Below are 20,044 nucleotides of genomic sequence, written 5' to 3'. Positions count from 1 at the left end.
GCGCCAAGCGCGCGATCGGGAATCCAGAGCCGCAACAAGCAAGTCGGACCTTGCTCTGGATTCCCGGTCAGGCCTTCGGCCTGCCGGGAATGACATTTGTGCAAACGATTCGACAGGGCCTCTATGATGCGGGCGGCGCAACGCCGCAATTTCTGCCTCTGTTGAGCGAGCCATTGGCGAAAAAAGTTAGAGAAAATCGCGCGCCCTCTCGCGAAGACATTCTCGCCTTCATCTCCCGCGAAACCGAAGCCGGCGGCCCGCGCAAGATCGGCCTGCGCGAAATCGCCCGCGCCTTCGGCGTCACCGGCGACGACCGCATCGCCGTCAAGCGCACGCTCGCCGAACTTGCTGACGAAGGGGTTCTCGAAAAGCGCGGCCGGCGCGTGACGCGCAAGGGCGCGCTGCCGCCCGTCGCGCTCGTCGACATTATCGCGCGCGACCGCGACGGCGAGATGATCGCCGCGCCGGTCGAATGGGACGAGGACGAGCTGGGCCCGGCGCCCCGCATACGCATCCACGCGCCGCGGCGCGCCCGGCCGGGCGAACCCCTGCCCGGCGTCGGCGACCGCGCGCTGCTTCGCGCCGAACCGGATCGCGACGCCGGACCGAATGAGCCGCCCTATGTCGGGCGCGTCGTCAAACTTCTGTCGCGCCAGCGGCATCGCGTGCTCGGCGTGCTGCGTATCGAAGCGAACGGCGCCGGCCGCATCGAGCCAATCGACAAGAGGCAAGCGGGACGCGAACTTGCCGTCGCGACCGCCGACATCGGCGACGCCAAGCATGGCGATCTCGTCTCGGTCGATCTTGTCGGCAAGACGCGCTTTGGCGCGCCGCGCGCCCGCGTGCGCGAGACGCTCGGCTCGGTTACTGGCGAAAAGGCGGTGAGTCTCATCGCGCTGCGCGCGCATGACATTCCCGACGTGTTTCGCGCCGAAGCGAACGCGGAGGCCGAACGCGCCCAGCCTGCGTCGTTGCATGGACGCGAAGACTGGCGCGACCTGCCGCTCGTCACGATCGATCCGCCCGACGCCAAGGACCATGACGACGCGGTTCACGCCACGCCCGACGATGCGCCCGATAATGACGGCGGCTTTATCATCACGGTCGCGATCGCCGACGTGGCGCATTATGTGAAGCCGCGCTCGGCGCTCGATCGCGACGCTTTGGAGCGCGGCAATTCGGTCTATTTTCCTGATCGCGTCGTGCCGATGCTGCCCGAGCGCATCTCCAACGATTTGTGCTCATTGCGCCCTAACGAAGACCGGCCGGCGCTTGCGGTGCGCATGCGCGTCACCAGCAAGGGCCGGAAGATCGATCACAAATTTCATCGCGTGATGATGCGTTCGCACGCCAAGCTTGCCTATGCGCAGGCGCAAGACGCAATCGAGGGCCGCACCGACGAAATTACGAAGCCGCTGCTCGCCTCGGTGCTCAAGCCGCTCTATGCCGCGCATGAAACGCTGCAGCACGCCCGCAATCTTCGCGCGCCGCTCGATCTCGATCTGCCCGAACGCAAGATCCTTTTGAAGAAAGACGGCTCCTTCGATCGCGTGATCGTTCCGCCGCGGCTCGAAGCGCATCGGCTCATCGAAGAATTCATGATTCTCGCCAATGTCGCGGCGGCCGAAACCTTGGAGCAGCATCGCCAGCAACTGATCTATCGCGCCCATGACGAACCTTCGCGCGAGAAGGTGTCGGCGCTCTCAGAGTTTCTCGCGACGATCGGCGTCAAGCTCGCCAAGGGCCAGACGCTGCGCGCCGCGCATTTCAACGTGATCCTCGATCGCGTGAAGGGCCTGGAGCACGAGAACATCGTCAATGAGATCATTCTGCGCACGCAAGCGCAGGCGGAATATACGCATGAAAACTACGGGCACTTCGGACTCAATCTGCGCCGCTACGCCCATTTCACCTCGCCCATTCGCCGCTACGCTGATCTCATCGTCCATCGCGCGCTCATTCGCGCGCTAAAGCTCGGCGAAGGCGCGCTGCCCGACATGCCGGCGGGCGAACTCGCGGAAGTCGCGGCGCGCATCTCGGCCGCGGAACGGCGCGCCATGGCGGCGGAGCGCGAGACTGTCGATCGGCTGATCGCGCATCATCTCGCCGATCAGATCGGCGCGCGTTTTCAGGCGCGCATTTCCGGCGTGACAAGATCGGGGCTCTTCGTGCGCCTCGCCGAGACCGGCGCCGACGGCTTCGTGCCGGCGGCGACCTTGGGCCGCGAATATTACGCCTATGACGAAGCGGCGCATGCGCTCACCTCACGCTCCGGCGTCAGCTACCGGCTCGCGGATGTAATCGAGGTTCGGCTCATTGAGGCGGCGCCGATCGCCGGCGCCCTGCGCTTCGAAGTCGCGAGCGGCGGCGAACGCCGCGCCCCGCCGCGGACAGGCGCGAGAACGAAGGATCGACGCGCGCCGAAACGCGCCAAGAAGAAGCGATAGAGCATTTTCCGCCGAAGTGGACGCCGGTTCGGCGTAGAAAATGCGTCAATGCAAGAAACTAGCTCTGCGTCTCACACGCCTTTCGCGCAGATATAGACTTCGTGGCGCCTGCCCCAGCACTCGCCTGTGCGATAGACCTTGCCAAGGTTGCGGCCCCCGAGACTCGCCGTCCACGTCCGTCCATGTTCGAGCCTCAGAACGATGGCTTCATCGCCCGCGGTTACGTTAAAGGTCGAGCGCGAAGGCTGATTCAGAAGGCAGTTGCGCTGGAACAGAACCCGGCCGTCGACCTTGACGAAGCATTTCGCATGGCGGCCCTCGTTGGCGGGCTCGTCCTCGCGCCGGCTTTCGCGCGTCGCAGGCGCCTCGTCGTTAGGCTCCGCCAGCGCTGTCGCATCGACCGGCGGCGCGTCGTCAAAAGCGGTTTTCGGCCGCGCCTGATTGAGCGGCGAAACCGCAGCGAGCGGCGGCGCGGCGGCGGAAACGCCCGCCTTTGTCGGCGGCGGCAGGGGCTCCGGCAAGGGGTCGGCTGCGGATTGGGCCTCCAGAAGCCGCTCGCCCAAATTGTTGGGCTCGGGCGTCGATGGCGTCGGAGCCTCCGCCAAGCCATCTTCGGCGCTAATCGATGGCGCCGAGGTTGGCGCGTCGTCGGCGGCTTGGGCCGCCTCTTTCACGGGCGCCGGCGTCGGCTGCTCGATCCGCGCAGGCGTCGTCGGCGTTTCGGCCTGATGCAGCGTCGAGCCGTCAGCGCGCGGCGCGGCTGCGCCTCTCCAGGCGAGATTTGCCGCTAAGCCGCCGCCAAGCAGGATGACCGCGGCGACGACATAGACCCAAACGGGCGCTCTGGATGATGCGCGCCGATGGCGCGCGCGCCACCCGGCAGCGATATCGATAGAAAAATCCTTGATCCAGCTCGTCGCGCGCGTGTCGCTGAAAGGTCTCTCCAAGCTTGCGAGCTCGCCGAGCAGGCGTCGTTTCTCTTCGCCTATCCGTCTTTCGAAGTTCTCCAACTCAGCGACTTTGCGTCGCTTTTCGAGTGTTACGCTCATACTGCTAACTCCAGGCGCGTTGGCGTGAAGACTTGGTGAGAATTTCTTCGCGCCGATACATGCCGACCCCGCTCTCAACACCCCACGAGAGCGTCGGCTTCTTACCAGATATTTCGTCCCCCCGGAGCGTTGCCCTGCGATCGCCTGGAGTACTTCCAGACATTCGCCGTCCTCTTTGGGATTAGCCAACAAAATTATGGCTGTTCTTTGCCGGTTCCTTCCGTCCTGCGCCGGTCGTCTACGCGGCGGCGGCGGCGCCGAATGCGTCGCGGGAGGCGCGTCGCGGCGTGATCGTAGCGACAAGCGCGGCCAGGACTCGCGGGGCCGGCCGCTCGCTAATTTGGATCGTCGCCTGGCCGCCCGTCGCGTCCTTGACATCGCCCGCGCCGCACGTATGTTGCCGGCCAATTCGCTCCCGGCGCGCCCAGCGGCCGGGACGATTTCTTTCTCTGATAGACGGAACCAACGATGGCCAAGTCCGCCATGATCAAGATCAAGCTCCTGTCCACGGCGGATACGGGCTATTTCTACGTGACCAAGAAGAACGCGCGCACCAAGACCGAAAAGCTCGTCTTCAAGAAATACGATCCCGTCGCGCGCAAGCACGTCGACTTCAAAGAAACCAAGATCAAGTAAGCGCTGACAGACGCGTCAGGCTTTCGTCACAGCCGATCGGGCGATGCAAGCGCGGCCGCAGCCGCGCTTTTGCATTCTTGTCTGGCTTCGCAGAATTTTTGGCTGGAACAGCGACCGCTTCGGGGAAGGCGGCCGACTGACGATGGCTTCAAGGAGGCCACTCCAACCACCGCCAGTCGGCCAACCCCACGGACCCAGGAGATGCGGCGGACCTGAGCACTCCGCAGGGTATTCAAAGTTGTGCCGAATACGCATCGAACGCTTACACGCGCCATGGGTCTTCTTTTAAGGCCCTTCGACGCCGCCAGACGCGCAACTCATTTGGCTTGGTCACGTTACTCCGGCTGCACAAAAATGCAACTATCTGATATGAATTTTCACAGCTAGGGACTTGTGAAGCGTTTGCGCGCCAGCGCAACAAACAATAACGCGCCGCAATGAGCGCCGCGCGGGAGGAGTAGATGGCATCTGGATTTCGCTTTGTTTTCGGCCTCGCGGCTGGCCTCTCGGTCGCCTTGACGCTTTCCGCTTGCGGCGAGCATATGCCCGGCGACGCCACCGGCGCGAAGGTCTTGCGCAGCCTTCTCGAAAAAAATGGCGTGGACGCCAAACTCGTCTCTTTCAAGAAGGTGCAGGGCCGCGAAGTAAAGCGCGAAAATATTGACGCCTATGAATTGATGTATGAGGCAGAAATTCAGTTCCCCGAAGGCTTCGAAGCCAAATGCGCCGATGAGCGCGAACGCGGAAAATGTGCTTATCTGGGACTCGACGACGATCGGACATTCGCCAAGAGCGAAGTGCACACCAGCGAAGGCACGCTGCATTTCGTGAAGAGCGAAAAGGGCTGGATGGCCGAGGATAACAACGCCTACTGACGCCGCCATGCCGGCGCTCGCGCCGATCATCGTCATTCCGGCGCGTTTAGGTTCGACGCGCCTGCCCGGCAAGGCGCTCGCCGACATCGACGGCCGGCCTATGATCGTCCACGTCTGGGAGCGGGCCTGCGCTGCAGCAATCGGACCCGTCGTGGTCGCGACCGACGCGCCGGAAATCGCGCGCGCGATCGAGATTGTCGGCGGACAGGCCGTGCTCACCGGCGGCTCTCATGTCTGCGGCAGCGACCGCCTCGGCGAGGCGGTAAGTACGCTCGATCCGCAAGGACGCCATGGCGCCGTCGTCAATCTGCAAGGCGACCAGCCCTTCCTGCCCGACGGCGCGCTGGAGGCGGCGCTCGCCCTGCTCGACGACCCCAGTGTCGACATCGGCACGCTCGCCTGTCCGACCCGCCCGGAAGAGGCGGGCGATCCAAACGTGGTGAAACTCGTCGGAGCGGCGCTGACGCGTCATCGGCTGCGCGCGCTTTACTTCACCAGAGCGGCCGCGCCCTTTGGCGAAGGGCCGCGCCTGAAGCACATCGGCGTCTATGCCTTTCGCCGCGCAGCGCTCGAGCGTTTCGTCTCGCTGCCGCCCTCCCCGCTCGAATTGCGCGAGCGGCTCGAGCAGCTGCGTGCCCTCGAGGCCGGCATGCGCATCGACGCCGCGCTGCTGGACAAAGCCGCCCCATCGGTGGATACGGAACGCGATCTGAACGCGCTGCGCGCCGCGGCGCGCGAACAGGACACAAAGTGACGCAATATATCGCCTATCAGGGAGAGCCCGGCGCGAATTCGGACCTCATCTGCCGTGAGGCCTATCCGCAACTCACGCCGCTCCCCTGCGCGAGCTTCGAGGACGCCTTCGCGGCGGTGACCGAGGGGCGCGCCGCGCTCGGCATGATCCCGATCGAAAATTCGATCGCCGGGCGGGTGGCGGACATCCATCATTTCCTGCCGCATTCCGGGCTGCATATCGTCGGCGAGCGCTTTCTGCCGATCCATTTTCATCTGATGGCGCCCAAGGGCGCGACGCGGCAGGCGCTCAAAAGCGTCTACAGCCATGTCCATGCGCTCGGCCAATGCCGCCGCGCCATTCGCAACTTCGGGCTCGAGGCGCATACCGCGGGAGACACCGCCGGCGCCGCGCGCGAAATCGCCGAATGGGGCGATCCGACCAAGGCGGCGATCGCGCCGCGGCTCGCCGCCGAAATCTACGATCTCGACATACTGGCCGAGAACGTCGAGGATGAGGCGCACAATACCACCCGCTTCATCGTGCTGTCGAAGACAAGGGATTGGGCGGCGCCGAACGCCGGCACCACCATCACCACCTTCATCTTTCGCGTGCGCAACGTGCCGGCCGCGCTCTATAAGGCGCTCGGCGGCTTCGCCACGAATGGCGTCAATATGACCAAGCTCGAAAGCTACATGGTTGACGGCGAATTCGCCGCGACGCGCTTTCTCGCCGACGCCGACGGCCATCCCGAGCAGCCCGCAATGGCGCGCGCCCTCGAAGAATTGCAGTTCTTCTCCAAGGAAGTGGAGATTCTGGGCGTCTATCCCGCGAGCGATTTCCGCATCACCAATATCCGCGCCTTCGCCTTTGGGGATTGACAGGCCGCAAAGGCAATTGCTTTTCTTGCCAGCCTTCTACAGCGAGAACGGGACCATCGTCGCCCGACGATTTCCGTTCGCGCCATGAGCGGCGCGGCATGAGCGGCGTCACTTGAGACGCAAGCGCGCGTTGGAACGGCCAAAACGAGATTGAGGAGCAGTCGCTCGAAGGGAAAAGCCCATGGCCGTCGCCTATGACCCAAACAATATCTTCGGAAAGATTCTGCGCGGCGAAATCCCCGCGCATAAGGTCTATGAGGACGACGTCGCTCTGGCGTTCATGGACATTATGCCGCGCGCGGAGGGCCATGTTCTGGTGATTCCAAAGCAAGGCGCGCGCGGACTGCTCGACGTCTCGCCCGAAACGCTCGGCGAATTGATGAAGCGCGTGCAGCATGTCGCGAAAGCGATCGAGAAGGCCTTCGACGCCGACGGACTGACCCTGCATCAATTCAATGAAAGCGCCGGCGGCCAGGTGATTTACCACCTGCACTTCCACCTGCTGCCGCGCTGGGAAGACGTCGCCTTGCGGCCGCCGGGGACAATGGCGGACGACGCCAAGCTCGCCGAACAGGCGGAGAAGATTCGCGACGCGATGGAGCCGTTCGAGGCTTAGGATTGGAAACGTAAAATCAGCAAAGCGCATCGTTTGCGGCCCGCTTTTGGGAAAATTCGGCGATGCCGAGTTTTTGCGGCATATGGAATTTTGCGATAGTTTTCATCGATTGAGCGCAGCCGCACGAATTTGGAGGCGAGCATGGCCCGTATTGCCGTTCATCGATTTAGGGCGCTTGCGCCTTTCCTCATCGCCGCTTCCGTGATTTTGGCGCCGCCGCAATATGGATCGGCGGACGCTCAGCGGACTGGCACCCGACTCGAAGATGATTCGAACCTCTTGACCCTGAGCGCGGAGGTCGCGGATGTCGACGTTCCCGGCAAGGGGCTCATCAAGGGACTCTATATTTACAAGCTGCGCGGGCCCGGCATGGCGTCAGGCGCGACGGCGGCGCTGATGCCGCCGGTGATCGCCGCGACGCGCGGCCGTACGCTGATGATCGATTTCTTCACAAACCTCCCCAAGGAGACCAATCTTCATACACATGGCTTGTCGATTTCGCCGCAAGGCGTCGGCTTCGGCGAAAGCGGGGCGCGGCCGCTCTATGGCGATTGCATTCTCGTCAATGGCGAGGCGCGCAACCTTCCGCCCTCGACGAGCGAACTCGCAAAGGTCGATCCCTGCAAACCGCAAACGGAAGCTCCCGCCTCGGTCAAGGAGGCACGGCCAATTCGCTACCGCGACGTCATTCCGCCAAACCATCCATCTGGTCTGTTCTGGTTTCATCCGCATGTGCATGGCTTCGCTGAACCGCAGGTGCTCGCCGGCCTCTCGGGCCTGCTGACGATCGGCGACCTTTGGGACTACGCCTATTTCGAATGTTGGGCCGGCGACGGCGCGCCGCCCGCCGGCGCGGCGGCATGCGGCTCGCTCGCCGCGCAGCGCCGCGAACGCGCGCTCGAACAGGCTGCCGACGTTCATTTTATCGGGCTGAAAGACCTCCAGATCGATAAGGACGACAAAGGCGATTGGGCGCTACACGATCCGAATGACTATCAAAAGGAGCGCTGCGGCGCCGTGACCTGGGACCCCGCTGCGCCGCCGGAATTGCAACGGAAAGCCCAGCTCGCTCTCGCGCCTGACGCGACCCGCGCCCCGGGCGGCGGCTGGACGGATCCACAACGGCAGTGGATTTTCTCCGTCTCCGGCGAAGTCTATCCAACCCTGACCGCGCCGCCCGGCTCCGTGCAGATTTGGCGCGTCGCCAATATGAGCGCCGACGTGACCTACCGTCTGCGCGTCGAGACCAAAGACAAGGACGCGCCGCTCTGCCCCGACTCGCGGGCGGATATGAGCGAGGCGGCGCAACATCGCTGTCTGACGCTGGCGCTGCTGTCGCGCGACGGCGTCCCGCTCGATTCCGGCGGCGCAAACGGACAGAGGACGCTGGAGCTTACTTTGATGCCGAGCGCGCGCGCCGAGGTTTACGTGCCGCGCTGCACGGGCGTCCACGGCGCCGCTTCGGCAAAAGACGGCTGTCTCGCGACCGATCGCCAGATCGAAGCAAAGCTTGTCACCGCGGGAGTAGCCGTCGGCCACAATATCGACGACGCCGACAAATGGCCCCCGGCGGACCTTGCGCGCGTCATTGCCGAACCTGGGGATTTGTCGCGGCTGACGGCGATCGCCGGCCGCGCCCCGGCGAAAGTCGCGCCGTCCTTGCAGAGCGCAGGTTACAGCCTCGCGGATTTGACGCCTTCGCTAATCGAATCGGGCGGCGAGCAAATATTGCGCGAAGAAGCGCCGGCGCCTCAATCGGGCGAAAGCGTCGCGACGAGCTGCGATCCAGAGCACAAGCATTATTCGGTCGACGCGCGAGCCTTCCCGAAATATGGCAATGTCGTGCGTCTCGTGCGCTTCAACAATTCCGACAAGTTCACCGACAGCAAGGAGCGTTTCGGACTCCACGTCGAAAATTTCCGCCTTCGCGATGCGATTGGAAAACCGATTCGTATTGTGGAATTGCTCGATAAGAAAGGCGGCGGCCAGAAGCTTGCGCAGGTAAACCTCGAGGATAAGTGCCATGATCAGGCGCTTAGGGACGCTTCAGGAAAGACGTTCGACTTCTACTATCCGCCTTTCCCCATGCCTCACGACGGCCAGCGGCGCGCCGCTGGTTCATTCCTGGCGGTCAGATCGGCCGGAATACTGGCTGCTCGTCAACGACAGCAAAGAATGTCACAATTTTCACATTCATCAGACGAAATTCGAGGTGGCGGCAAGCCATGTCGCTCGCGACCAAACGGGAGAGTCGCAGGATCAGTGTTTGGGCGACCGCGATCCCAGCAAGCTCGCGAGCCGCACGGCGCTTCATGACAATTTTCCGCTGCCGCCCGGCGCCCGAATATTGCTGCGCATCGCCTTTGGGCCAGATCAGCTCGGGCGTTTCGTCTTCCACTGCCATATCCTCGAACATGAGGATAAGGGCATGATGTCTCTGCTGCAGGTGGAAGAACGGGACTCACAGGGCGCGCCGCGCGCCGCAGCAGCATTTCCCGCATCCGACGCGTCCACGGCGGACGCCGCCGCCGGGCATCGGAAGGGCCGCAAGGCCTCCGCCGCTATTCCTCGCCGACCTTAGCCGGCTTCAGCGCCACCGGGCGCAGCAGGAAGGACGGCACGTGGTCGCCGAGGCCGACGACCGGCGGCCCGTCGTCCTCGTGCCGACGCGGCCGGCGCTCTCGACGCTCGCTCTGCGCCGCACAGGCTGGGGACCGGAACCTTTCCTCTTCAGGCCGCGAACGTGCGCCGCGCGGCCGGCCCGTGCTGACGGGCGCTTCGCGTTCGGCGGCGGCCGGCTTGCGTCCGCGCGACGACCGAGAAGGGCGCTCGCCACGCTCGCCGCGGCGCTCTTGCGGGCGGCTCGTCTCCATTGGCGGCGGCAGAGCGTCGAAGCCCGGACCCTCCCAGTCGATCGCCTTGCCGATCAGGCTCTGAATCTGATCGACATATTTCATGTCGTCTTCGGTGACGATCGTCAGAGACACGCCTGACCGTCCCGCGCGCCCGGTGCGGCCGATCCGGTGCACGTAATCTTCGCTATGAGTGGGCACGTCGAAGTTGAACACATGGCTCACGTCCGGAATATCGAGGCCGCGCGCCGCGACGTCCGAACATACGAGCAGCGAGACGTCGCCATTCTTGAAGGCGTCGAGCGACGCCATCCGCGCCAGCTGATCCATGTCGCCATGCAGCGCGCCGGCGGAAAAGCCGTGCTTGACCAGCGACCGGTGAAGGATCGCAACGTCACGCTTGCGGTTGCAGAAGATGATCGCGTTCTTGAGATTTTCGGCGCCGCGAATGAGATTGCGCAGCGTCTCGCGCTTGTCGGCATGGCCGCGCGAGGCGACAAGCGCTTGCCGAATGGTGGACGCCGTGGTCGCGGCGCGGGCCACTTCGCAGCGGATCGGATTGTGCAGGAAAGCTTCGGTGAGCCGGGTGATTTCCGGCGGCATCGTCGCCGAGAAGAAAAGCGTCTGGCGCGTGAAGGGGACCAGCTTGCAAACGCGCTCGATATCGGGAATGAATCCCATGTCGAGCATGCGATCCGCCTCGTCGATGACGAGAATCTCGATTCCCGTCAGCAGCAGCTTGCCGCGATCGAAAAAGTCAAGCAAGCGGCCCGGAGTCGCGATCAGCACGTCGGCGCCGCGCATGATCTTGGCTTCCTGATCGCCAAAAGACACGCCGCCGATCAGCAGCGCGACATTCAGCCGATGGTTCTTGCCATATTTGGCGAAGCTCTCTTCAACTTGCGCGGCAAGTTCGCGTGTCGGCTCCAGAATGAGCGTTCGCGGCACTCTTGCGCGAGCGCGACCGCTTTCAAGGCGGCTCAGCATCGGCAAGGTAAAGGCTGCGGTCTTGCCGGTGCCCGTTTGAGCGATGCCGAGAATATCGCGCCCCTGCAGGGCGGGTGGAATGGCCTGCGCCTGGATCGGCGTTGGGGTTGTATAGCCGGATGCTTGTACGGCTTGGAGAACCTTTTGGGAAAGGCCCAGTTCCTCGAATGTCATCAATTATCCTGATTACGGCTCACGAACGCGGTTAGTCCGCTTGCGCGCCAGCCGTAATCAGCGCGCGCGAGTATGAGAGAAATTTCGCCGCCGCGACGGCCATCCGGCCCGCCTACAGTCCGCCGCAAAGAAGCGCGGGCGATAGCCACGAGAATGCTTTAAGGGCAATCGCCGGATTGTCAATGAATATATGTGTGATTCCGGCGACGCCCGCCAGGGTTCGTCAGAAAAAAGGCTAGACGCGGCTCACGAAAATGCGGATGCCAATTTTTCGCGCAACGCGCGCCCGAAGCTTTTGGAATTGGTCACTTCATCTGCGTTTAGGAGATTCCGCTGAAATGTTGCGTGATCTAGTGGTCGGCGACTTCGCCGCAAGGCGTCAGAGCGGGACTCCCTTTCATCCTGTCTGGAATCGTTCCCGTCGTCACATAGTCGACATCGGCGCGTCTACGCCCTTTCGGCGCCGGCGCCTCGACTTGCGGCGCCGATCCGGCGAGACCGGGCAGACCGGCTGCAGCGCCCCGGGAAAAGGGGGCCGGCGCTGGCGCTTCCGGCGGATCGAACATATTTGAGAGCAGTTTTGCGCCAAGCACACTGCACAAACAAGCGGCGACCGACAGCGCCGCGAGACTCCATGTGCCCGCTGGCAGTCCGGCGCGATGTTGGCTTTTGCGGCTGTGCTCGCCCATTGGACGCACTTATGAGCCTGAGGGTTAGCGGTAAAGACGCTAGTCCGGCGAAGGTAAATTTTTGGTTGACGGCTGGCCCGGGCCGGGCGCGCGGGCCGCTCGTCGCACAGCCTCTTGCAAAGCCGCGGCGAAAGCTCAAAACTGACAATGTTCTTGATTTCCCTCACCATGGAAGTGGCCCGGATTCTGCGAGGCGACACTAAAAGAACCACTGCGCCGACCTACATGGAAAGGACCGAAAGGGTAAGGACGTGGCTGCGGAGGATTTAGCTCTTTTGACGGCGAACCTTCGTCGTGCGCCTCGTGCGGCGAAGGAGCCGCGCAGGGGTTCAGACGTTGGTCCCGGCGCCGGCACCGCGCTCGTCACCCGAACGCGTCCGCAGACGCGCAAGCCCAATATGTATCGGGTGTTGCTGTTGAACGATGATTACACGACGCAGGAGTTCGTGGTGATCGTATTGCGCAAATATTTCAATAAGTCGGTGGAGGAAGCCACGCGCATCATGCTCCACGTCCATAATCACGGAGTCGGCGAATGCGGCGTCTACACTTACGAGGTCGCTGAGACCAAAGTCACCCAGGTCATGGATTTTGCAAGGAAGCATCAGCATCCTCTGCAATGCATCATGGAAAAGAAATAGGACGAGCGCATGCCGACCTTCTCGCGCAATCTCAAGCAGACACTCGACCGCGCGCTCGCCTCCGCCCGCGAGCGGCGCCATGAATATGCGACGCTCGAACATCTTCTGCTCAGTCTCGTCGAGGACGTCGACGCTTCGGCCGTCTTGCGCGCCTGCTCCGTCGATCTCGACGTTCTGACAAAGAATCTGCGCGACTACATCGATCGCGAGCTCGACAATCTGGTCAATGAAGACGCCGACGAATGCAAGCCGACCGCCGGCTTTCAGCGGGTCGTGCAGCGGGCGATCATCAGCGTCCAGTCTTCCGGCCGCGAGGACGTGAGCGGCGCCAATGTTCTCGTTGCGCTGTTCGCCGAACGCGAAAGCCACGCCGTCTATTTCCTGCAGGAGCAGGACATGACGCGCTACGACGCCGTCAACTTCATCAGCCACGGCATCGCCAAGCGTCCGGGCCTTTCCGACGCAAGCCGCACCCCGCGAGGGGTCGAGGAGGACGGCGAGCGCAGCGACAGCCGCGAGGGCCGCGAGAACGAGGGCCGCAAGAAGGAAGGCGCGCTCGAAGCCTATTGCGTCAACCTCAACAAAAAGGCGCGCGACGGCCGCATCGACCCGCTGATCGGCCGCGAGCCGGAAGTGCTGCGTACGATTCAGGTGCTGTGCCGCCGGCAGAAGAACAATCCGCTGCTCGTCGGCGACCCCGGCGTCGGTAAGACAGCGATCGCCGAAGGCCTCGCCCGCAAAATCGTCTCGGGCGAGGTGCCCGACGTTCTCGCCGGCGCGACCGTCTTCGCGCTCGACATGGGCGCGCTGCTCGCCGGCACGCGCTATCGCGGCGATTTCGAAGAGCGCTTGAAGCAGGTCGTCAAGGAAATCGAGAATCACAAGAACGCGATTCTGTTCATCGACGAAATTCACACGGTGATCGGCGCCGGCGCCACCTCCGGCGGCGCGATGGACGCTTCAAACCTGCTTAAACCCGCGCTGGCGCAGGGCGTTCTGCGCTGCATCGGCTCGACAACCTACAAGGAATACCGGCAGTATTTCGAGAAGGATCGCGCGCTTGTCCGCCGCTTTCAGAAAATCGACGTGAACGAACCCTCGATCCCCGACGCCATCGAAATCATGAAGGGCCTCAAGCCCTATTTCGAGGAGTTCCACAAAATCCGCTACACCAACGACGCGTTGAAGGCGGCGGTGGAGCTTTCGGCCCGCTACATTCATGACCGCAAGCTTCCGGACAAGGCGATCGACGTGATCGACGAAACCGGCGCCGCGCAAATGCTGTTGTCGGAGAATAAGCGGAAGAAAACGATCGGTCTGAAGGAAATCGAAACGACGATCGCGACGATGGCGCGGGTGCCGCCGAAGACGGTCTCCAAGGACGACGCCGAAGTTCTCGCTCATCTCGACGAGACGCTGCGGCGAGTCGTCTATGGTCAGGACAAGGCGATCTCGGCGCTGACCTCCGCCATCAAGCTCGCGCGCGCCGGCCTGCGCGACCATGAGAAGCCGATCGGCTGCTATCTCTTCTCAGGGCCGACGGGCGTCGGCAAGACCGAGGCTGCGCGTCAGCTCGCGACCTCGCTCGGCATCGAGCTCATTCGCTTCGACATGTCGGAATATATGGAGCGCCACACGGTGAGCCGGCTGATCGGCGCGCCTCCCGGCTATGTCGGCTTCGATCAGGGCGGCCTCTTGACCGACGCCATCGACCAGCATCCGCATTGCGTGCTGCTGCTCGACGAAATCGAGAAGGCGCATCCCGATCTCTACAACATCCTGCTGCAGGTCATGGATCACGGCAAGCTGACCGACCATAATGGCAAGACCATCGACTTCCGCAACACCATCCTAATCATGACGACGAACGCTGGCGCGCAGGATCTGGCGCGCACGCCGATCGGCTTCACCCGCAGCCGGCGCGATCTCGACGACAGCGAGGCGATCAACCGGCTCTTCGCGCCGGAGTTCCGCAACCGTCTCGACGCGATCGTGCCCTTCGGACATTTGCCGGTCGACGTCATCAAGCGCGTCGTCGACAAATTCATCATGCAGCTCGAGGCGCAACTCGCCGACCGCAATATTACGATCGAACTCACCGACGAAGCGCGGAGCTGGCTCGTCGAACATGGCTATGACGAAGCCATGGGCGCGCGGCCGATGTCGCGGGTCATTCACCAACACATCAAGACGCCGCTCGCCGATGAGGTGCTGTTCGGCCGTCTCAAGAACGGCGGCGCGGTGCGCGTCGTCGTCGTCGGCGACGACAGCGGCGCGAAATCGCTCGGCTTCGTCTTCCCGGAAGGACCGGTGCTGCCGCGGCCCGAGCGCGACATCATCGAGGCCGGCAAGAAGCGCGCCGCTGAGGAAGCGGAGCGCGCCGGCGACGCGCCGCTGGCTGGCAATACTGAAGCTGAATCCGACGCGCGGCCGGCGCCAATGAAGAATTGACGCGCGCGTCACGCTTTTCGGCAAATCCCCAAGCCCTTCACCTCGCCTCTCCCCGCAAGCGGGGAGAGGAAGCGGCCGGCGCCGCACGAAAAAATCATGCGTTGGCATGTCGCCAAAGCGTCGCGCTGCAATCCCCTCTCGTCGCGAAAGCGGGGAGAGGTACGGCGAGGGGCTTTGGGGGCTTAGCCTCGCCCTTTATTTCGCCGCGGCCTTCTTGGTTTTGACAGGCTTCGTCTCGGGCGGCGCCGCCGGTCGTCGCGCCATCGCTTCGGCGAGATAGCGCCCTGTATGGCTGCGCTTTTCCTTGACGATTTCGGCGGGCGGTCCCGCCGCGACGATTTCGCCGCCGCCGTCGCCGCCCTCAGGGCCCATGTCGATGATCCAATCCGCGGTCTTGATGACTTCGAGATTATGTTCGATCACCACGACGGTGTTGCCCTGCTCGACCAGCTCGTGCAGCACTTCGAGCAGCTTCGCCACATCGTGGAAATGCAAGCCGGTCGTCGGCTCGTCGAGAATATAGAGCGTGCGGCCGGTCGAACGGCGGGACAGTTCCTTGGAGAGCTTGACGCGCTGCGCCTCGCCGCCCGAGAGCGTCGTCGCCTGCTGGCCGACATGGATATAGTCGAGACCGACGCGCTTTAACGTCTCCATCTTGTCTCGGATCGACGGCACCGCCTTGAACAGATTCGCCGCCTCCTCGACGGTCATGTCGAGCACGTCTGCAATCGACTTCTCGCGATATTTCACCTCAAGCGTCTCGCGGTCGTAGCGCTTGCCCTTGCATACGTCGCAAGTGACATAGACGTCTGGCAAAAAGTGCATTTCGATCTTGATGACGCCGTCGCCCTGACAGGCCTCGCAGCGTCCGCCTTTCACATTGAAAGAGAAGCGGCCCGGCGCGTAGCCGCGCGCCTTCGCCTCGGGCAGGCCCGCGAACCATTCGCGAATCGGCGTGAAGGCGCCGGAGTAGGTCGCCGGATTGGAGCGCGGCGTGCGCCCGATCGGCGACTGGTCGATGTCGATGATCTTGTCGATCTGCTCGAGGCCTTCGAGACGATCGAAAGGCGCCGGATGCTCATGCGCGCCGGAGAGCCGCCGCGCCACCGCCTTGTAAAGCGTTTCGATGATCAGCGTCGACTTGCCGCCGCCGGAAACGCCGGTGACGCAGGTGAAGAGGCCGAGCGGCACTTCCGCGGTGACGTTCTTTAGATTGTTGCCGCGCGCGCCGAAGAGTTTGAGCCAGCGGCCGGCCGTCGGCTTGCGCAATTTATGGCGCAGGATCACCTGCTTCTCGCCGGTGAGATATTTGCCGGTGAGCGACGCAGGATTATCCATGATTTCCTGCGGCGTCCCCTGCGCGACGATCCTGCCGCCGTGAATGCCGGCGCCGGGTCCGACGTCGACGACATAATCGGCGGAAAGAATCGCGTCCTCGTCATGTTCGACGACGATGACGCTGTTGCCGAGATTGCGGAGGCGCCGCAGCGTGTCGAGCAGCCGATCATTGTCGCGCTGGTGCAGACCGATCGACGGCTCGTCGAGCACATAGAGAACGCCGGTCAGTCCAGAGCCGATCTGCGATGCAAGCCGAATGCGCTGGCTTTCGCCGCCAGAGAGCGATCCCGAATTGCGCGAAAGCGTCAGATAGTCGAGTCCGACATCAACGAGGAAGGTCAGACGATCGCGAATTTCCTTCAAGATGCGGAAGGCGATTTCATTGCGCTTCTTGTCGAGCGCGTCGGGCAGCGCGCGAAACCAGTCGTGCGCGGCGCGCACGGAAAGCTCGGAGACTTCACCGATATGTTTGCCGGCGATCTTCACCGCGAGCGCTTCAGGCTTCAAGCGAAAGCCTTCGCAGGCGAGACAGGGCGTCGCCGACATATAGCGGCCGATCTCTTCGCGCGCCCATTCGCTGTCGGTTTCGAGATAGCGCCGTTCGAGATTGATGATGACGCCTTCGAACGGCTTCTTCACGTCGTAAGCGCGAAAGCCGTCGTCATAGGTAAAGCGCACATCCTCCTCGCCCGAGCCATAGAGAATGACGTTTCTTGCCTTCTCCGAGAGCGCCTCCCACGCCGCGTCGAGCCGAAACTTGTAGTGCCTGCCGAGCGCTTCGAGCGTCTGCTGATAATAGGGCGAGGTCGATTTTGCCCAGGGCGCGATTGCGCCTTTGCGCAAGGTCAGCTTGGGATTGGGCACGACGAGATCGGCGTCGACCTTCTGCTCATGGCCGATGCCGCCGCAAGTAGGACAGGCGCCGAAGGGATTGTTGAACGAAAACAGCCGCGGCTCGATTTCCGGGATGGTGAAGCCCGACACCGGACAGGCGAATTTCGACGAGAAGAGGATGTGGTCGGGCGCATAATGCGTCGAGACATTCGCGGCGGCGGTCGGCGGATCGGCAATCGGTAGTCGGCCGTCATTCCCCGACTGCCCACTGCCGACTGCCGACTGCCGATCAGCGAATTCGACGACCGCGAGGCCGCCCGACAATTCCAGCGCCGTCTCGAAACTGTCGGCGAGCCGCGCGCTCATGTCGGGGCGCACGACGATGCGGTCGACGACGACGTCGATGTCGTGTTTCAACTTCTTGTCGAGCGCCGGCGCGTCGGCGATCTCACAATAGGCGCCGTCGATCTTGAGGCGCTGAAAGCCCTTCTTGGTATATTCGGCGATCTCTTTCTTATATTCGCCCTTGCGGCCGCGCACGACTGGCGCGAGCAGATAGAGCCGCGCGCCTTGGGGCAGCGCCAGCACGCGATCGACCATTTGCGAGACGGTCTGGCTCTCGATCGGCAGGCCGGTCGCTGGCGAATAGGGCACGCCGACGCGCGCCCAGAGCAGACGCATATAGTCATGGATTTCGGTGACCGTGCCGACGGTCGAGCGCGGATTTTTCGAAGTCGTCTTCTGTTCGATGGAGATCGCCGGCGAGAGCCCGTCGATCTGATCGACGTCGGGCTTCTGCATCATCTCCAGAAACTGCCGGGCGTAGGCCGAGAGCGATTCGACATAGCGACGCTGGCCTTCGGCATAGATCGTGTCGAAGGCGAGCGACGACTTGCCCGAACCGGACAGGCCGGTGAACACGACAAGCTTGTCGCGCGGAATCGTCAGATCGATATTTTTGAGATTATGTTCGCGCGCGCCGCGGATGGAGATTGTGTTGGCGTGGGCGAAAACCTTCTCTACCGCGGCCGCGGATTTTCTGCTGTTGCTCGCCATTGATGAGGGTTGATCGAAACGGGAAACCTAATTTAGGCGCTGCGGTCGCCAAACGCCACTCGTCGCGCCGAGCAAATCACAAGCTGCTGCTTTATTAGACAATGTATGCCGTCATTGCGAGCGAAGCGAAGCAATCCACACCCGTGCGGCGGCCCCTGGATTGCTTCGTCGGCTTCGCCTCCTAGCAATGACGAGAATTGCTCAAGCGCAGCTCCTCGCACAACGCCTGCTGGCCGAAACCCGAGCCGCCGCCGCTAAAACAAAAGGGCGCTTTGTCGAAAGCACTAACTCAGCCATACTCGGCTCGTGTCACATTTAATGAAAAAAAAGCGTGTCGAAAAACTATCGAAAATCCAAGTCGGACAAACCCCTCTACCGCCACCTCTACGTCCAGGTGCTTGCGGCCATCGCGCTTGGCGCGCTGTTCGGCTGGCTCGAGCCGCAGGCCGCCGCGCAGGACTGGGTGAAGGCGCTCGGCGACGGCTTCGTCAAGCTGATCAAAATGGCGATCGCGCCGATCATCTTCTGCACCGTCGTCTCCGGCGTCGCCCATATCGAGGATGCGCGCAAGGTCGGGCGCGTCGGGCTGAAGGCGCTCGTCTATTTCGAAATCGTCTCGACATTCGCGCTGGCGATCGGCCTCATCGTCGGCAATCTTTCGCAAATCGGCGCCGGTTTCGCCGGCAAGCCCGACCCTTCGGCAATCGCCAAATATACCGCGCTCGCCGAGAAGCGCGGAGCCGTCGAGTTTCTTCTCGACATCATTCCCGACAGCGCGCTTGGCGCCTTCGCCAAGGGCGACATACTGCAGGTTCTGCTGTTCTCGCTCTTTTTCGGCTTCGCGCTGTTGACGCTCGGCGAACGCGGCCGGGCGCTGCGCGTGATCATCGACGATGTCGGTCACGCCATGTTCGGCGTCATCGCCATCGTCATGAAGGCGGCGCCGATCGGCGCCTTCGGGGCCATGGCCTTTGCGGTCGCGAAATACGGCTCCGCCGCGCTTTATTCGCTCGCCGGGCTCATCGGCGCCTTTTATCTCACCGCCGCGCTGTTCGTCGTTCTTGTCCTCGGCCTGATCGCGCGCGCGACCGGCTTCAGCATTTTCCGCCTGCTCCATTATCTGCGCGACGAACTGCTGATCGTGCTCGGCACGTCATCTTCCGAAAGCGCCCTGCCCGCGCTGATGGAAAAGCTGCAGCGACTCGGCTGTTCGAAATCGGTCGTCGGGCTCGTGGTGCCGACCGGCTATTCCTTCAATCTCGATGGCACCAACATCTATATGACGCTGACGACGCTGTTCATCGCCCATGCCATGGGCGTCGAACTTGACCTGACGCATCAGGCGACGATCCTCGTCGTCGCCATGCTCACCTCAAAGGGCGCGAGCGGCGTTTCCGGCGCGGGCTTCATTACGCTCGCCGCGACGCTTTCCGCGGTCGATCCGCAACTCGCGCCGGGCATGTCGCTGGTGCTCGGCGTCGATAAATTCATGAGCGAATGCCGGGCGCTCACCAATTTCGTCGGCAATAGCGTCGCGGCGATCGTCGTCGCCCATTGGGAGGGCGAACTCGACCGCGCGCGCCTCGACAGCGGCCTCGCGCGCCGCATCGATGCAAGCGATCTCGAAACGGCCGTCGCCACCGACTGACGCCGCTTGCGGCGGGCGCCGGCGAGTGCTAGAACAAAAAAAGAACATTGCGCCGCGACGGCGCTTCATCTGTGGACAAGGCGCGCCGGCGTGCCAGACGGCCGGCCTTTGCACTAGAGTGCGGCGTATCTAGCGAG

14 protein-coding genes are annotated in these 20,044 nt (G+C 63.0%); 10 read left to right on the top strand and 4 right to left on the bottom strand.

Annotated elements, in window-relative coordinates:
• The first annotated feature begins 89 nt into the window (after positions 1-89).
• Complete coding sequence (gene rnr / locus AB7I51_RS03455; protein WP_428403062.1) at positions 90-2,447, top strand: ribonuclease R; 2,358 nt, start codon at positions 90-92, stop codon at positions 2,445-2,447.
• 71 nt (positions 2,448-2,518) lie between these two features.
• Here the strand turns inward: rnr and AB7I51_RS03450 are convergent, their stop codons facing one another.
• Positions 2,519-3,496 (bottom strand): hypothetical protein, encoded by a 978-nt coding sequence (locus AB7I51_RS03450; RefSeq protein WP_428403063.1) that lies wholly within the window; start codon positions 3,494-3,496, stop codon positions 2,519-2,521.
• 468 nt (positions 3,497-3,964) lie between these two features.
• Between AB7I51_RS03450 and rpmG the strand changes: the two genes are divergently transcribed.
• The 6 genes from rpmG to AB7I51_RS03420 all read left to right on the top strand — a co-directional run bounded on the left by rpmG (position 3,965) and on the right by AB7I51_RS03420 (position 9,818).
• On the top strand, positions 3,965-4,132 hold the full coding sequence (gene rpmG, locus AB7I51_RS03445) for a 50S ribosomal protein L33 (RefSeq protein ID WP_428403064.1): 168 nt from the start codon (positions 3,965-3,967) through the stop codon (positions 4,130-4,132).
• Between the two features lie 461 nt (positions 4,133-4,593).
• A complete protein-coding gene (locus AB7I51_RS03440) occupies positions 4,594-5,007 on the top strand; it encodes a hypothetical protein (protein ID WP_428403065.1) in 414 nt (137 codons plus the stop codon).
• A gap of 7 nt (positions 5,008-5,014) precedes the next feature.
• Complete coding sequence (locus tag AB7I51_RS03435; protein ID WP_428403066.1) at positions 5,015-5,761, top strand: 3-deoxy-manno-octulosonate cytidylyltransferase; 747 nt, start codon at positions 5,015-5,017, stop codon at positions 5,759-5,761.
• Positions 5,758-6,621 (top strand): prephenate dehydratase, encoded by an 864-nt coding sequence (locus AB7I51_RS03430; protein WP_428403067.1) that lies wholly within the window; start codon positions 5,758-5,760, stop codon positions 6,619-6,621. The genes AB7I51_RS03435 and AB7I51_RS03430 overlap by 4 nt, the downstream gene beginning before the upstream one ends.
• 181 nt (positions 6,622-6,802) lie before the next feature.
• Positions 6,803-7,237: an HIT family protein gene (locus AB7I51_RS03425; protein ID WP_428403068.1), complete on the top strand. Its 435-nt coding sequence runs from the start codon at positions 6,803-6,805 to the stop codon at positions 7,235-7,237.
• Positions 7,238-9,260: 2,023 nt separating this feature from the next.
• Positions 9,261-9,818: a multicopper oxidase domain-containing protein gene (locus tag AB7I51_RS03420; RefSeq protein WP_428403069.1), complete on the top strand. Its 558-nt coding sequence runs from the start codon at positions 9,261-9,263 to the stop codon at positions 9,816-9,818.
• Here the strand turns inward: AB7I51_RS03420 and AB7I51_RS03415 are convergent.
• Positions 9,799-11,250: a DEAD/DEAH box helicase gene (locus AB7I51_RS03415; protein ID WP_428403070.1), complete on the bottom strand. Its 1,452-nt coding sequence runs from the start codon at positions 11,248-11,250 to the stop codon at positions 9,799-9,801. The two genes, AB7I51_RS03420 and AB7I51_RS03415, sit on opposite strands and share 20 nt — an antisense overlap.
• Before the next feature lie 350 nt (positions 11,251-11,600).
• On the bottom strand, positions 11,601-11,939 hold the full coding sequence (locus tag AB7I51_RS03410; RefSeq protein ID WP_428403071.1) for a hypothetical protein: 339 nt from the start codon (positions 11,937-11,939) through the stop codon (positions 11,601-11,603).
• 275 nt (positions 11,940-12,214) lie between these two features.
• Here AB7I51_RS03410 and clpS point away from each other — a divergent pair, with 275 nt between their 5' ends.
• Both clpS and clpA read left to right on the top strand, forming a co-directional pair.
• A complete protein-coding gene (gene clpS / locus AB7I51_RS03405) occupies positions 12,215-12,580 on the top strand; it encodes an ATP-dependent Clp protease adapter ClpS (protein WP_428403072.1) in 366 nt (121 codons plus the stop codon).
• A 9-nt stretch (positions 12,581-12,589) separates the two neighbouring features.
• On the top strand, positions 12,590-15,031 hold the full coding sequence (gene clpA / locus AB7I51_RS03400; RefSeq protein WP_428403073.1) for an ATP-dependent Clp protease ATP-binding subunit ClpA: 2,442 nt from the start codon (positions 12,590-12,592) through the stop codon (positions 15,029-15,031).
• A gap of 195 nt (positions 15,032-15,226) precedes the next feature.
• On the opposite strand, the gene uvrA is transcribed toward clpA, so the two are convergent.
• Positions 15,227-18,259: an excinuclease ABC subunit UvrA gene (uvrA, locus tag AB7I51_RS03395; RefSeq protein ID WP_428403074.1), complete on the bottom strand. Its 3,033-nt coding sequence runs from the start codon at positions 18,257-18,259 to the stop codon at positions 15,227-15,229.
• 331 nt (positions 18,260-18,590) lie between these two features.
• On the opposite strand from uvrA, the gene dctA reads away from it, so the two are divergent.
• The gene (dctA, locus tag AB7I51_RS03390; protein WP_428403075.1) at positions 18,591-19,907 is read left to right on the top strand and encodes a C4-dicarboxylate transporter DctA; all 1,317 of its coding nucleotides are present in this window, start codon (positions 18,591-18,593) and stop codon (positions 19,905-19,907) included.
• The last annotated feature ends 137 nt before the right edge of the window (positions 19,908-20,044 follow it).

Origin of the sequence: Methylocystis sp. (genome assembly GCF_050246715.1) — a bacterium.
GTDB lineage: Bacteria > Pseudomonadota > Alphaproteobacteria > Rhizobiales > Beijerinckiaceae > Methylocystis.
Note: the sequence above shows the minus strand (reverse complement) of the source record. Positions and strands in the feature narration are given on the sequence as shown.